This is a genomic window from Vibrio sp. 947 (genome assembly GCF_033339115.1).
GTDB classification, from domain to species: Bacteria; Pseudomonadota; Gammaproteobacteria; order Enterobacterales; family Vibrionaceae; genus Vibrio; species Vibrio alginolyticus.
Window position 1 is genome coordinate 51,195 of sequence record NZ_JAWOTX010000028.1, and the last position, 13,842, is coordinate 65,036.

Genomic DNA, 13,842 nt, shown 5'->3' on the forward strand with positions numbered 1-13,842 from the left:
GTCCTCAATATCTCTGGCTTAAAAAACCACGCCCGCTTGGAAAATAACGTTCGCATATGGCGAGCATTCGCCCGTTCTTACGATAGCGCGACTTTGGGCCGTGCGTGCTTTAAACGCTTCATGTGACACGTAGCTCACCTCAATAGATTTGCCCGTTTCTTCACTCTCTTTGCTCAGTTCGTTGAGCAACGCTTCATGCAAAACTGGGCTTGCATCAGAGAACTCTTCCGCAATGATGACCCCTTCGATTTGGGACTCAGATAGAATTACGCGAACAGTATCAAGAAAACTTGGTACCCCATGCGTTAGCGCCAAATCGATTCGCTGAACATGCTCTGGGATTGGTAGACCAGCATCACATATCGTGATCTCGTCGGTGTGGCCTAGCGTCGCCACCAAGTAAGAAATATCTGAGTTAATTAGGGTACTTTTTTTCATCTCATCGACCTTTCGGTTACACGTTCATACAACCATGAGCGCCTGTTTTAAAGTGTTTTCGTTATTAACAGAAAACTCATCGAAACGTTTCGATGAAATAATAATTCGTCATCGCAATTTGACCAGTGTGAGATCGATAAGGTGTGAGAATGATCTGTAATTCAATTGTCATTGAATAGGAAAAGTGCACTTGAGTCACACTTTACCATCGAAACGTTTCGATGACGGTATTTCCCTGTCATTACGGTTAGGTTTTATACAGGGAGGAAGGAAAAGAGACGTCCAACTACTGAGAAAACCTCTAGTTAATAAGCTCGAAACCTTTCACGTCATCACAATTCTTAGATAGCTGCCTGATTTTGGAGAACGCTCACCTTACAATCTGGTTACAATTTGCCAAAACACATCATCCGTTCAGTACCTTACCTGGTACGCGACGTTTGTAGGGACACAAACGGAAACTAAGAACCATAATGAAGTTAAGCAATAGAGTCATTTTGCTTGTCGCGCCAGTGATCTTATTAAGCGCGTTAGTATCTAGCTATATTATTTATAGCATTCAAAAAGTGACGCTCATCAAGCGGGAAGACAGCTATATTCAGTTGCAAATGGAAAAGCTCGCCGGGCAGTTTCGACAAGCGAATATTTTTCTTAATAGTTATGCCTATACGCTCAGTAAAAGTGATGTATTACAAGACTATTTGGTAAATCATAACAACCCCTATCGTGAACGAGTCTTGTTTAACCGATTAGACGAGACCGCTGAAGTATTGAGCCATGGTTACAAAGGCGATGCGAGCATGGCGATCCTCGACGGCAAACAAAACCTTCTCTACTACACAGAAAACAAATATTACGAATCATCGGGCGTGGTCGACCCAAAGGTGTTAGAGTACATATCACGAAGTTTCAATGAGAGAGAGGCTTTCAGTCACACTGGCTTTATTTATAACTCCAGTGGACAAAGCATTCTTCTTCAATATGAGGTCGTCGACAAAAGAACGGGGACTCACCCTTTGAGCTTTGACTCGAAAAATGTGTTTTTTGTGGTAGTTTCCGTATCACTTGAAGCCTTTAACGAGATTAAGCATGACATCGAGTTTGACACACACAGCGTGATTACTTTCGCCGACAAACCCATTTATCTTGATATTCCTCTCGCTCAAACCATTGAGCTGCTGCCGCACTTTTATGCCGTGCTTTCTCCTGCCGAATATTTAATGTGGAATAAAGTCGATAAAGTGTGGCTAGAACTTGCTTTCTCCTTTGGCGTAGCGGCGTTTTTCACCATCACATTAATCATTTTGGTGTTGTACCGCTATGTGTTGCGCCCTGTTTCTCGCCTTGATAAGCAGCTGAACGAACTTGAATCTAATCAACGTGACAATATTGAAAAGCTAGAAACAAACGATGAAATAGGACGCCTCTCTGCACGCTTTTTTGATATGTATGAGGAACTTAATGTCATCTATAAAAAGACAAAACGCCTAGCTGAAACGGATCACCTGACGCAACTCGCCAATCGCCATCGTTTTCATGAGCTTGCCACTCGTGAACTTCTCTCCCCTTCGCAGTTTCTGTGGGTTGTTTACGTCGATCTTGATAACTTTAAATACGTGAATGATAAATACGGGCATGAATTGGGAGATAACTTATTAAAAGTGTTCTCATCACACATCAAGAATGCCTGTCAAAAGTTCTCGCACGATTACAACAGCCCCTGCTTTGCCGCCAGGTTATCTGGTGACGAATTTGCAATTTTGCTGAGCTCAAATCAAGAGGTAAAACGCTTGCCTGATTTGCTTGCATCAGAGTTACTAAAACCGATTAGTAATCTCAGTTCATCTTGGAGTAATTCATTTCCCGTTACGGCAAGCGTAGGTATTGCACAATATCCTCAAGACGGTACTGACATCGCGAAGTTACTCTCCAGTGCCGATGCGGCTATGTATCAAGCAAAACGGGCAGGGAAAAATCAATACGCCTATTATTCAGCCGCTCTCAATATTGAGTCTCAAAGACGAAGTCAACTTGAACGTGCGCTCCGAAAAAGCAATGTAGAGGAAGAATTTCACCTTGTTTTTCAACCCTATATGAACAATCGAAGCAACAAAATTGAGGGGTTAGAAGTCTTGTTGCGCTGGGAAGCCGAAGGTATCGGCCCTATCCCTCCAAAGGAGTTTATTCCAATTGCTGAGCAAGCCGGATTATTTGATAAAATTGACCGCTGGGTTTTCGCCAATGCAACGGCGGAATACCATCAATTAAGGAATATTTTCGGTAAGAATATTGTTCTTTCGGTCAATCTTTCATCAGCAGAGCTAAACTCGATAGAAATGGCAAACTACATCCATGAACAAGCGACACTGCACAGTGTTAAACCAGAATGTATTGAGATAGAAATAACCGAAACCTTTGCCGCAGAACAACAAGGCACGGCTCTACTTGATGAGCTATCAAAACGTGGCTACCGTCTTGCAATTGATGACTTTGGTTCTGGTTACACATCGTTAACTCAGCTCGTTCAGTATCCGGTTCAAAAAATCAAATTTGATCGAGAGTTCCTCGTTACATTGATGAAGACCAACAACGGCCATGTGATCAAACCTATTATTGAGCTATGCCATGCCCAGAATAAAACGGTTACAGCAGAAGGTATTGAACACAATATGATGCATGAATGGCTATCGGCATACCGCTGCGACTATATGCAAGGCTATTTATTTGGCAAACCAATGACTAAAGAACAATTGAGCTTGTGGTGGCAATCGGCAAATGACGACAGTCGATTTGATGCGTCCATGGCCAGCTCAATTAGGGTTTCAAGAACATAAGTTAAGGGGAGACGTACAGCTGTCACAACTGTGGCGGCTGTATTTAGTTATATATGAGCTTCATTGATAGATGCTCAGCTTTTGTTCCCCCATACCTATATCTATGACTTTAGTCGAGTAAATCACTATTTATTCGTTTTTAAACCAGCACTTCCTTGAAATCCAAACCGGTCAAATTCAGCGCTTTGACGCTATCGTACAAGCCACCTTTTTTGTCCGTGCAAAACGTTCTGAGCCCAGCACCTTTTACTCTGAACAAGTCAGATTCATTAACGGCTTCCCTATTCAAAACGAGTTTCTTAAACGGTCTAGCACGACTTAGCTTACCATGACGAAGATTATACTCGGTAGCAGAGGTATCAATGGCATCAATTTGAGTGACAATGTTTAATGCTCGCCAAGGCTTTCCTTGTAGATTTAATGGTAAAAATTCGACATTCTCGCTCAACACATCGAGCTTATCCGCAATAGAAGCGGATACAGCAAGAGTAAAAGATCCCCATGCTGCAATATCAGGCCTGGGTAATGGCTTTTCACCCTTAACGTCTAACCATTCAATATCAATACTTTTCCAACTGGCTTTAACAGACTCTCCATAGAGTTGGATAGGTTTGCTTGCCGTTACTTGAAGAGACATTTCCAATGGCGACTCTCGCAACATTGCAAAATCATTAACATTGGGAGTGACAATAAACACTTTATTAAATGCTGTCATAACCGTCCTTAAATAAATTTGAGCGCTTTCAAACCAAACATAATAAATAGAGTTTACTTTCATGTTCAAAAATTTAATGAATTCAGATCTGGCGTTCTTATCTTTTAATTTCTAAGTTTTATTATTTATATATTTTAATCCACACGATAGAATTATTTTTTAAATTTTTACTATGTACCCTTCCTTATGTAATCGAATAAATTAGAGAATAAACAATAGCACGCATCACTTCACTTTTGTCGAGCTCATCACTCTCACTTAAACGATACATTCACAAGTTCAATTTTTGTACGACTTAGACTTGGCTTTGTCAATCGTGAATTAAAAACAACCGATTCACCGCTGTTTTACTGCCTTTTCTTACCACCCTGTTGTTTATTCATACATTATAAATGCACTTATACACATAACGATTCGGCGTTACGATTTGTTACGAGTTAAATCACAAACTTTTGAGGTATTGGATAAAGCGTAGAAAAAGAAAACACATTGAAATAAAAAGAGTTTCTAAAGTACGAAAAATAAAACGCCGTTTTTATAAATTAGCAACTTCACAAATATCCTTAAACACAGTTTTATTAATTACATATATCAGATATTATTTACGCCGAAGTTTATAGAAACCATCGTTAAACTTCATATTTTATATAAGTTTCAATTAGTTAGTTTTTAACTCGAAAACTTATCGTCAACCCAATATCAAGCACCTAAGCGTGCAATAAGAAACATTGGGAATAGAATTATATTGATGTGCATGTTGTTTTAACGAATGCATGAAGCAATCGGTAAATTTGTAACACCATAGAGTTTTATTTAGCCAAGATGAAAAAGTTAATTTTATTATTTACATGTGCGCTGTTGTCTGTCTCACCTTTTGCTTTTGCAAAACAATCAGATAACGAACCCAGGGATCATTTACGACCAAAGCAAGTTGAACATGTGTTTAAACAAGCCAAGCTAGATGGCATAGTAGACTTTAAGTTGTTCAGTGACGCTTACATCGCTTATCAGAAGACACCCGATAGAAAGAAGTCGGTACTAACGATCATCGACTATAGTAAACCATCAACTGAAAAGCGTTTTTATGTGGTGGATTTAGATAAAAAGAAGCTAATCTACAATACGTATGTTTCTCACGGCGTGAACAGCGGAAAGAAAACAGCGACACAGTTTTCAAATGTCGTGAACTCGCGAAAAACATCATTGGGCACTTTTTTGACTGATACCACTTACTACGGCTCAAATGGCTATTCACTTCGATTAGATGGGCTAAGCTCTGGATTAAACGACAAAGCTCGCGAGCGTTACATTGTCGTGCACGGTGCCGATTACGCAAACCCTTCCTTTATCAAGAAGAATGGATACCTCGGACGCAGTTGGGGTTGCCCTGCTTTACCAAAGAAGTTGTCTCGCGAGATCATTGACACTATAAAAGGCGGCAGCGTTATTTACGCAAGCGCGTAATACCGATGCGACACATATGGGGAAGACAAAAGAAGATTCTATTTCTTCCCCAGTAATAATCCTGTTAGCTTAATCGTCCTTGTGCAACGACTCTCTTTCCATTTTCGCTTACTCGAAAGCGAAAACTATTGTGTTATTCGCTGATATACCTAAGTGCGATCAGAAAACTCTGTTCATCCCCCTTCCATCTCGTTAGTATACGCTGAGTTCATCAGACACTGGCTTTCGTCGTTATCATAGTTCCACTAAGATTCCTTAATCATGGTGGGTAACTGTGGCTTTATATGTTTAGGGTTACTTCTTGCGTTATCTACACCATATATTATTGATGCTTTCTTTGTCCCTGCTCTCAGGGCTCATCACAGCTTCATATGCGCATGAGTGGCACCACACCAAACATTACACTTCCGAGCGCCTACTTAAACTCTCTCAACAAGACGATTTTGAGCTAGCACACACTGATTTTCATGCCTCAGCTTCTCTGAGCTCTTGGGGTTCAGAAAGTTACTACCTACATATAAAGCGCGAGTTGTTCGGGCTTGTCTCCTGTCGCCGAACATCAGCTACTGATGGCGTTTTATCATCAGATTTTACTCCTGATTATTTTTTACTTATTGCTTTCTCTTCTCCACCACTACTGGAGTTGGCAAAACAAGCATCTCGCTTACCTCTAGACAGTTATGGCGGACTCATGAGTCAACGCTCTCTTTATCGCCTCTCAGGAAGAAAGGAAGCGAACTTAATGTACGTCTTTACTCATGGTCGCAACGCCTTCTCTGTTGTTTAACTTTTTATGACATACAGAGAACACGAAAATGTAACGATAAGAGCCAATATGCTCATTGTTACTAGAACCAATTTGAGGTCCATATAATGACAAGAATCGCTACAACCATCGCACTAGCATTACTATTTTCAGCGGGCTCAACCTTTGCAAACACAGAAACTAAGCCAGAAGAAATGAGTAACGACACTCTGTTAGAGTGTGCCAACGTTTCTAACGCACGTATTGCAGTTCCGGAACACAGAGCGATGTTCAGACACTACTTAATGTCTGAGAGAGACTACAGCTTTGACCAGCTATCGTCTGCCGAACTCGAATTTAAAGCAGCAGATAAGAATGAGTCTGAAGTAGAGAACATCTACAAGTCTCAGTGCAAAGAAGTTGGCGAATACCTATATAGCATTGGCTATTAAATTCGAAACCCTAACGACACTCAAAAAGAAAGGCGCAATGTATGCGCCTTTCTTTTTACTGACAAAAGCCTGTCGATTAGATGTCTAATCTGCATACAAGCTTAAAAGTGCAAATCAAGTAAACTTACTGAGAAAACTCAGACACATCCTTGGGTTTACAGAACGCTCGACGTGCTTTAACAAACAAGAAACTAAGCACTCCAATCACAAGAGTAATTATTGGTGCCGCCATTAATAGCATTGTGATTGCTTTGCTCATATTTTCCGGTAGCAAAGGAAGTAATGAACCGAAACCGCATAATATCAGCGTCCATAAAATCGCACTCAGCCACGCAAAGTAATGGAATTTACTAATACGTTTCACTCGCAACCCCATCATTAATGGCAATAGGGAACGAACAACCGGAATAAACCGCGCGCACAAAAGCGCAATCAATCCATGTTTACTGAGTAATACGTCGACTTGTTCCAAACGCTTTTGAGGAACCGCACTCACCCAGCCTTGGACCTTAGGTAAGCGATTTAGCCACTTGCCTTGTAAATAAGCCGCCCAACTTCCCAACCCCGCACTAACAGCTATCACCAACATGATCATAATTGGGTCAAGGACGCCAACCGCCGCCAGCGTACCGGATAATACGACGACACTGTCGCATGGGAAAGGTGCAGCAGGAATAAAACCACTTTCCAAAAAGATAATCACAGCAACAACAAAATAAACCAAACCTGCACTGCCTGGCGCCATTAACGCCGTGAAATCTTGATGCCAAAAAGCACTCAAGACCTGAATGATCAAATCAAACATAAACCGCTCCTAAGCATAATTAACCAAAAGTTGCAAAAACATGGAATGTGTTAGCGAGCATGTATAAAGCGGTATATGAAATTCGATTCTTTTCTCACTCCGATTCTGTATTTAAAGTGAGTAAAAATACTTTCAATACAACAACCTAAAGCCTCATTGCCGATGCGTTTTAGCCGCTTCATCGAGTAAATTGCCGAACGATGCGCCCACCATGCTACATCAAGCATTTCAAACCATTCGGGTTCTACATCGTCGTTCGAGCTCATTTCCTTAGCATGGCTAACCCTCAATCTATTCCGGCTGTTTAAGCTCGGATAGTCTTGTTGTACTGGAGAGATAGGATGTTCTGAAAAGTGCTTCGACTTAGCGTCAACAGCAATATTCTGGTTATGAAAGGAAAGAAAATTTGGGTGTGAGTACGGCAGGCTCATGCTCGGAGCCAACAAGCAGAAAAGTAGTCCGAGTAAAGCAATCAGAGTCGTACGCACAAAGGTAACCAGAACCAAAATGATAAGTTCTTTTAACCCTGTGCGTAACTATTGGCAATTAGTATTCTTAATCGTTAAGAATACTAATTATTTTTCAGCGTAAGGGTAGCTTTCAAACATCTTCGCGATTTCTTCTTGGATGAGAGATTCTCTTTTCTCAGAGCTCATTGACTCAGACAGTTTACGACTTGAAACGCCTTTCCAAACGACTTGATTAGCCTTTGCATCAACCAGTTCAACCACCAACTTCCCATACTTACGTTCTTTATATCTTTCTGGGCTTGAAGTGATCACACCAAAGCTATTCCAGCCATAGCCAAAGCTCACCGACGATCCTGAGGAAACAAGCTCGGATTCTTCTACGATATCATGATGTACGTAAAGGTCACCGCCACTATTTACCCTAATTAAACCCTTACCCTCAAGCTGTTCAGCAAGCCCTTGCTCAATACGTCGACCATCAATACTGGTAGGAGCTTCCGCCTGAGCACCGAAGTCAAACGTTCTGTAAGCTGAAAAGTCGGCTTGTTTATCTACATCGGTTGTAACGGTAGTACAAGCAGATACCAGCATCACCACCAGCCCTAATATCAAACCTCTCATCATGTTAAATCTCCTTTGGTTAAGCTGACTGTTTCAGCAGAATTACCCTGTGTTATACATACGCATCAACAGTAAAAAGTAATCATTTCAATATCTAGTCTTGACCATGAAACGTGACTGTTCAATAAACGAGATTAACCTTTACACAGAAAATCTTGAATATCATCAACATCTAAACACCTAAGAATTCGGTGTTTACGACCTAATTGGAAGCCCCTAGGCTTAGTAGCGGAATCGCGAGTGCCACAAAAAACCAGAGACAATGAACACTTTAACATCAGTCCGCTACTTTTTTAGGCAACTGACAAACATTTGATGAGAAAAGACTTTTCTTTTTCGTCCAGTGTGGCATATTAACTGAGTCCTATCGATGCGCGGGCATCGTATAATGGCTATTACCTCAGCCTTCCAAGCTGATGATGCGGGTTCGATTCCCGCTGCCCGCTCCAAGCTTTACTTTCTATCCTGAACACCTCCAACTTATTGAAACACAAGTGTTTTAAATCTAGTTCTTGTTTATCAATCGCTTTGTAATAACGTGCATTTTACACATCAGCATGGACACAGTGGCCAAATAGTGGCTAGAACGGTGTCCATACCTAATTCAGTAACTTTTCAAAATTTGAGCTATTGAATTTTGACATTCATCAGCTCAACATAAGATTTTTTAATCCAAATCCTCACCCTTATACTCAAAAAGTTCTCCGACGCTAACTTGCAGATACGCACATAAGCTATCAATGACTTCCAGATCAACCCGTGTTGCTGTTTCATTGTATAGGCGGGTAATTGTACCGCGATTAATGTTTGTATCCCTCGCCACATCAGAAATTTTCAGACGCTTCTCACCCATAATTTTTGATAAATGGCACTTCAACATGTTCTTCTCCTACAAAAAATGTTCTCCTGAAGGTCATAAATGGTTGCAATAGGTAAATACTGTGCTAAATTTTAATCTACAGGAGGTCATTAAGACCGTTTAAAAATCAAATAGTGTTATAGGAGATTCTACGATGAACCACACCTATCTGACAACTTCAGAGCTCTCTGAACGTATCAAGTATGATTCTCGTGTTATTCGTGAGCAACTAAAGGATTCCGTCTTGTTCGAAGGTGTCCACTACATCCGCCCTTTTGGTGGAAGAAAAATTCTATTTATTTGGGAAAGAGTTGAAGAAGAAATGTTAAACGGAATTTCATATCAATCTCTTTTAACTGGGTTTTAGGAGAAAACTATGGGTGTTATAAACGTACGAAACAATAAATTGGTTCTTCAGTTCAGATACAAAGGACAACGTTGTCGTGAACAGACACAATTGCCAGATACTTCAGCAAACCGAAAACGCCTGTCACACTTGCTAAAAAAAATTGAAGCCGAAATTATTATCGACATATTCGATTATGAAAAATACTTCCCAAATAGCAAAGCGGTTTCAAAGTTTAAAAATTTGGAGATAAAAAACAGACTGCTCAGCAATATTTTGATTCTGTTGACTCACCTAAGGTGAAGGATTTTTCCGAAATCTGGTTATCTGAGAAAGAAATTGAATGGCGTAAAGGCCATTACCAAGATGTGGAAGGCATTCTAAACAAGTACATCATTCCCATGTTCGGGAATAAGAAGATCAGCGCCATCACTAAACAACAAATCTTAAGCTTTCGATCTACACTCGCCAAAGTTCCAGGTCGAAAAGGTAAAGAGTTAAGCCCCTCCCGCATCAATCATATTATGACGCCACTAAGAGTCATGTTGAATGAAGCCGCTGATCGCTATGATTTTACTTCCCCATGGCGAAATATTAAAGCATTAAAAGTCGGACGTACTGAAGTTGACCCATTTAATCTTCACGAAGTTGAACAAGTGATTGCTCACGCCCCTGAAGATTATAAGACTTATTACATTACCCGCTTTTTCACTGGTTTACGCACCAGTGAGATTGACGGCCTGATGTGGAAAGATGTCGATCTGAGCAACAAAACCATTACCGTTAACCAGAGTTTAGTTCGTGGCGAACTTTCAGATTTAAAAACTGATGGCTCATATAGAGTAGTTATGCTGACTGATCGAGCTGTCGAAGCACTTCGAGAGCATAAAAAAACGGCTTACCTGAGAGATAAGTTTGTTTTTACAAATGATAAACGTATGCCTTTGAACTACCAGAGTGTCTCAAAGTCTATCTGGTACCCTACCCTCCGTAAAGCCAAACTCAGGCCTCGAAACCCATACCAGACGCGACATACCTACGCGACACTATTGCTGGCCTCGGGTGAGGCTCCAGAATGGATTGCAAACCAGATGGGACACACCACCACAACCATGTTATTTCGTGTGTATTCCCGTTATGTACCAAACCTGACTAGACGTGACGGTAGTGCTTTTGCGAACTTTCTGGCAAATGGAGGTGAGCTATGAAGTATTCACCACTAGCTATTCACTGTGCCAGTTTGTGTTTTGATGTTATTCAAAGTACGACTTTTAAACGGTGTACTCATCAAGATATAGATGGTTTTCGCGACGAAATTTACTCTATGATTTGTACACGCTCGGCATTACAACCGTCAATGTACACCAGAGAGCAAAAATTTGCATCTCACGTGACTGATGGTGTGATAACCATTCTGCATCAATGCTTGAACAACCCCAATGCACGAGATTCCGTTTGGATTTTGTCAGCACTTGAGTCTCGTATTGAGTATTCCATGAATATTATTTTACATTAACGGCTTGGTATACGCTGTGTTAGAACTGTGTGCACTCGATATTTTGGCGAGTGTACACAGCTACAACTCGTATCTCTTGGTGGCAAATTTTTGTGGTGGGGCTTTTATCCACTAGCACCAGTTAATCGATAATAAAACAAGACAGCTTACAGCTATCACAGAGTGCTGACGAACCTTGCCTTTTTGAGCCGAGTTCTGTTATTTGCCCAGGAAAACCCGTCCACTTGATAGTAAGTGGAGTCACCCTGGCTAAGGGAAATATAATCCGAATGACAGGGCGTTACTGGCTAGCGGAGGGGTCTGACTTCATAAATTGTCATATTTGAAATGTAAAAAGAGAACTTTTATACTCTCGTTTAGACACGTTACTTAAAGCACTTTTTCACTGAAATACGTCACATTTTTGCTTTGCGTGCTTGCATTTAGGTGTCTAACACATGCCGTTTATTTTCGACTTTTTCAGTTGCTTTGAACGCATTCGAGATGTTTTCATTTATTAAGACTTATACTTATGGCTAATAAGTAGTTGTTAATTGATCCATACCTTTCACCTATTTAGGTTGTGTAAAGATAAAGGAACATTCAATGAGTAAAGATAATGGTGGTATTCCTAAACACAGCGGAAAAGCCAACCCTATAGATACCGATTATCAAGTCGGTCAGGACAACGTCGTATTATCCGTTGGACCTTTTGGTTTAGATATTCATAACCGAGTGTTTGCGGTCTCTGGGTTAGCAATTGTGATATTCGTATTTGCTACCTTGATTTTCAGGGAACAAGTAGAGCCGATTTTTGTCCATATGCGATCCTGGCTAACCTCTAGCCTTGATTGGTTTTTCATTCTTTCCGGTAACATATTTGTTTTAGTTTGTATTGGTTTGGCCATCTCTCCACTGGGTAAAGTTAGGATAGGCGGGACGGAGGCTTTACCTGACTATAGTTACGCTGGCTGGCTGGCAATGCTGTTTGCCGCAGGTATGGGTATCGGGCTGGTATTCTTTGGTGTATCGGAGCCAATGTCTCACTTCAGTTCTTCGCTCGCAGGGCCTGTGCTGGAAAATGGAGTCCGAACAGATTGGGCACCTCTCGGCGGCGCTTTAGGTGATATCGAAGCGGCTCAGTCATTGGGTATGGCCGCAACGATTTATCACTGGGCTTTACACCCATGGGCCATTTACGCCTTGCTGGCATTGGGTCTCGCCATATTCTCGTATAACAAAGGTCTACCACTGACGATGCGTTCGGTTTTTTACCCGGTTTTCGGTGAACGTATTTGGGGCTGGCCAGGCCACATTATTGATATTCTTGCGGTAGTAGCGACAGTATTTGGGCTTGCTACTTCATTGGGTTACGGCGCTTCTCAAGCAGCAACAGGTTTGAATTTTCTGTTTGGCGTTCCGCTAACAGACACGACACAAATTGTCCTGATTATTGTTATCACCGCATTTGCGTTGATATCCGTACTTGCGGGATTGGACGGTGGTGTTAAACGACTTTCCGAAATTAACATGGTATTGGCGGCATTATTGCTGTTCTTTATTGTTATTGTTGGGCCAACCTTGTTTATTTTGACTGGCTTTTTCGACAACATTTTGTCGTATATGGAAAACTTCCCAGCATTGTCGATGCCATTTAATCGCGAAGACGTTAACTACTCTCAAGGCTGGACTTCATTCTACTGGGCTTGGTGGATTTCATGGTCACCATTTGTTGGTATGTTTATCGCACGTGTATCGCGCGGACGTACCGTTCGTGAATTTATTTTCTGCGTACTCATTGTCCCTTCAACAGTCTGTGTTTTCTGGATGACGGCCTTTGGTGGAACAGCAATTAGCCAGTTTGTAAATGATGGTTATGAAGCCGTTAAAGATGCCGAGCTTCCGTTGAAGTTGTTTGAGATGTTGGAAGTTATGCCTTTATCAAGCATTACCTCTTTTGTCGGTATCATTCTGGTTGTGGTGTTCTTCATTACATCATCGGACTCGGGTTCGTTGGTTATCGACACTATTGCAGCTGGTGGTAAAGTCGATGCACCAACACCACAGCGCGTATTTTGGTGTACGTTTGAAGGCTTAGTGGCGATTGCATTATTGCTGGGAGGGGGACTAGCCGCTGCGCAAGCGATGGCAGTGACGACAGGTTTCCCATTCACAATTGTCTTATTAATTGCCACATTCTCGCTGATTTTAGGGTTAATGAACGAGCCAAGAGCCCAAAAGTAAGGGCACATTCATCCCTTAAGCAAGGGGCGTATCCGCGAGGATACGCCCCTTTTCGTTGTTAAGAGGCCATTTAATCAGGCCCTCATTAAATTACTTTTGTCTGTTTTTTAATCACTTAATGTTGATCGAAGTCACACATATTGAATTTATGCATTATTAATAAATGTATTACTAATTCATTGTTATGAATATTAGTAACTTAGAGGAAGTCTTATTATTGAGTCATAAGTTAAAATAATCACCTTTCTGTGTAAGGTTTCTGTCATATAGGCTTTGATGCTTAATTCGGTGAGAAGACATGGTAGCCCCATGTTGATCAGTTCTTAAACAACATACCGAGTTTCAGGCATACCA

Annotated in this window: 15 protein-coding genes and 1 tRNA gene; 10 read left to right on the top strand and 6 right to left on the bottom strand. The window is 41.2% G+C overall.

Annotation, left to right across the window (positions count from 1 at the left end):
* Positions 1-18 precede the first annotated feature (18 nt).
* Positions 19-438: a D-ribose pyranase gene (rbsD, locus tag R7Q39_RS24730; RefSeq protein WP_005382620.1), complete on the bottom strand. Its 420-nt coding sequence runs from the start codon at positions 436-438 to the stop codon at positions 19-21.
* A 473-nt stretch (positions 439-911) separates the two neighbouring features.
* Here rbsD and R7Q39_RS24735 point away from each other — a divergent pair, with 473 nt between their 5' ends.
* Positions 912-3,272 carry an EAL domain-containing protein gene (locus R7Q39_RS24735; RefSeq protein WP_318076992.1) on the top strand — a complete coding sequence of 787 codons (2,361 nt, stop codon included), beginning with the start codon at positions 912-914 and terminating at the stop codon, positions 3,270-3,272.
* Positions 3,273-3,411: 139 nt separating this feature from the next.
* On the opposite strand, the gene R7Q39_RS24740 is transcribed toward R7Q39_RS24735, so the two are convergent.
* Positions 3,412-3,987, bottom strand: a complete 576-nt coding sequence (locus tag R7Q39_RS24740) for an imm11 family protein (protein ID WP_025767876.1) — start codon at positions 3,985-3,987, stop codon at positions 3,412-3,414.
* Positions 3,988-4,809: 822 nt separating this feature from the next.
* Between R7Q39_RS24740 and R7Q39_RS24745 the strand changes: the two genes are divergently transcribed.
* From R7Q39_RS24745 to R7Q39_RS24755, 3 genes are all read left to right on the top strand, one after another.
* A complete protein-coding gene (locus tag R7Q39_RS24745) occupies positions 4,810-5,451 on the top strand; it encodes a murein L,D-transpeptidase catalytic domain family protein (RefSeq protein WP_025767877.1) in 642 nt (213 codons plus the stop codon).
* A gap of 328 nt (positions 5,452-5,779) precedes the next feature.
* Positions 5,780-6,238 (top strand): hypothetical protein, encoded by a 459-nt coding sequence (locus R7Q39_RS24750; RefSeq protein WP_017633653.1) that lies wholly within the window; start codon positions 5,780-5,782, stop codon positions 6,236-6,238.
* Between the two features lie 86 nt (positions 6,239-6,324).
* A complete protein-coding gene (locus R7Q39_RS24755) occupies positions 6,325-6,648 on the top strand; it encodes a hypothetical protein (protein WP_042522561.1) in 324 nt (107 codons plus the stop codon).
* Positions 6,649-6,772: 124 nt separating this feature from the next.
* On the opposite strand, the gene R7Q39_RS24760 is transcribed toward R7Q39_RS24755, so the two are convergent.
* From R7Q39_RS24760 to R7Q39_RS24770, 3 genes are all read right to left on the bottom strand, one after another.
* Positions 6,773-7,453: a DedA family protein gene (locus tag R7Q39_RS24760; RefSeq protein WP_042522560.1), complete on the bottom strand. Its 681-nt coding sequence runs from the start codon at positions 7,451-7,453 to the stop codon at positions 6,773-6,775.
* A gap of 50 nt (positions 7,454-7,503) precedes the next feature.
* Positions 7,504-7,941, bottom strand: a complete 438-nt coding sequence (locus R7Q39_RS24765; RefSeq protein ID WP_238959066.1) for a hypothetical protein — start codon at positions 7,939-7,941, stop codon at positions 7,504-7,506.
* An 87-nt stretch (positions 7,942-8,028) separates the two neighbouring features.
* A complete protein-coding gene (locus R7Q39_RS24770) occupies positions 8,029-8,547 on the bottom strand; it encodes a DUF4136 domain-containing protein (protein WP_042522558.1) in 519 nt (172 codons plus the stop codon).
* 371 nt (positions 8,548-8,918) lie between these two features.
* Here R7Q39_RS24770 and R7Q39_RS24775 point away from each other — a divergent pair.
* Positions 8,919-8,993: transfer RNA gene (locus R7Q39_RS24775), tRNA-Gly, on the top strand.
* Between the two features lie 218 nt (positions 8,994-9,211).
* Here R7Q39_RS24775 and R7Q39_RS24780 read toward each other — a convergent pair.
* Positions 9,212-9,424 (bottom strand): helix-turn-helix domain-containing protein, encoded by a 213-nt coding sequence (locus R7Q39_RS24780; RefSeq protein ID WP_225478222.1) that lies wholly within the window; start codon positions 9,422-9,424, stop codon positions 9,212-9,214.
* A 133-nt stretch (positions 9,425-9,557) separates the two neighbouring features.
* Here R7Q39_RS24780 and R7Q39_RS24785 point away from each other — a divergent pair, with 133 nt between their 5' ends.
* The 5 genes from R7Q39_RS24785 (at position 9,558) to R7Q39_RS24805 (ending at position 13,488) form a co-directional block, all read left to right on the top strand.
* Complete coding sequence (locus tag R7Q39_RS24785) at positions 9,558-9,770, top strand: hypothetical protein (protein ID WP_225478223.1); 213 nt, start codon at positions 9,558-9,560, stop codon at positions 9,768-9,770.
* 9 nt (positions 9,771-9,779) lie between these two features.
* Complete coding sequence (locus R7Q39_RS24790) at positions 9,780-10,052, top strand: Arm DNA-binding domain-containing protein (RefSeq protein ID WP_318076993.1); 273 nt, start codon at positions 9,780-9,782, stop codon at positions 10,050-10,052.
* Positions 10,049-10,957, top strand: a complete 909-nt coding sequence (locus R7Q39_RS24795) for a site-specific integrase (RefSeq protein ID WP_318076994.1) — start codon at positions 10,049-10,051, stop codon at positions 10,955-10,957. Before R7Q39_RS24790 ends, R7Q39_RS24795 begins: the two co-directional genes overlap by 4 nt.
* Positions 10,954-11,265, top strand: a complete 312-nt coding sequence (locus R7Q39_RS24800) for a hypothetical protein (RefSeq protein WP_225478225.1) — start codon at positions 10,954-10,956, stop codon at positions 11,263-11,265. Before R7Q39_RS24795 ends, R7Q39_RS24800 begins: the two co-directional genes overlap by 4 nt.
* Positions 11,266-11,850: 585 nt before the next feature.
* Positions 11,851-13,488: a BCCT family transporter gene (locus R7Q39_RS24805; RefSeq protein WP_014234857.1), complete on the top strand. Its 1,638-nt coding sequence runs from the start codon at positions 11,851-11,853 to the stop codon at positions 13,486-13,488.
* Positions 13,489-13,842 lie beyond the last annotated feature (354 nt).

Excerpts from the sequence above, each read along its gene's own strand:
- R7Q39_RS24790 (WP_318076993.1), top strand. The coding sequence starts at position 9,780 with ATGGGTGTTATAAACGTACGAAACAATAAATTGGTTCTTCAGTTCAGA.
- R7Q39_RS24805 (WP_014234857.1), top strand. The coding sequence starts at position 11,851 with ATGAGTAAAGATAATGGTGGTATTCCTAAACACAGCGGAAAAGCCAAC.
- R7Q39_RS24750 (WP_017633653.1), top strand. The coding sequence starts at position 5,780 with ATGCTTTCTTTGTCCCTGCTCTCAGGGCTCATCACAGCTTCATATGCG.
- R7Q39_RS24755 (WP_042522561.1), top strand. The coding sequence starts at position 6,325 with ATGACAAGAATCGCTACAACCATCGCACTAGCATTACTATTTTCAGCG.
- R7Q39_RS24780 (WP_225478222.1), bottom strand. The coding sequence starts at position 9,424 with ATGTTGAAGTGCCATTTATCAAAAATTATGGGTGAGAAGCGTCTGAAA.
- R7Q39_RS24800 (WP_225478225.1), top strand. The coding sequence starts at position 10,954 with ATGAAGTATTCACCACTAGCTATTCACTGTGCCAGTTTGTGTTTTGAT.
- rbsD (WP_005382620.1), bottom strand. The coding sequence starts at position 438 with ATGAAAAAAAGTACCCTAATTAACTCAGATATTTCTTACTTGGTGGCG.
- R7Q39_RS24735 (WP_318076992.1), top strand. The coding sequence starts at position 912 with ATGAAGTTAAGCAATAGAGTCATTTTGCTTGTCGCGCCAGTGATCTTA.
- R7Q39_RS24785 (WP_225478223.1), top strand. The coding sequence starts at position 9,558 with ATGAACCACACCTATCTGACAACTTCAGAGCTCTCTGAACGTATCAAG.
- R7Q39_RS24760 (WP_042522560.1), bottom strand. The coding sequence starts at position 7,453 with ATGTTTGATTTGATCATTCAGGTCTTGAGTGCTTTTTGGCATCAAGAT.
- R7Q39_RS24770 (WP_042522558.1), bottom strand. The coding sequence starts at position 8,547 with ATGATGAGAGGTTTGATATTAGGGCTGGTGGTGATGCTGGTATCTGCT.
- R7Q39_RS24740 (WP_025767876.1), bottom strand. The coding sequence starts at position 3,987 with ATGACAGCATTTAATAAAGTGTTTATTGTCACTCCCAATGTTAATGAT.
- R7Q39_RS24745 (WP_025767877.1), top strand. The coding sequence starts at position 4,810 with ATGAAAAAGTTAATTTTATTATTTACATGTGCGCTGTTGTCTGTCTCA.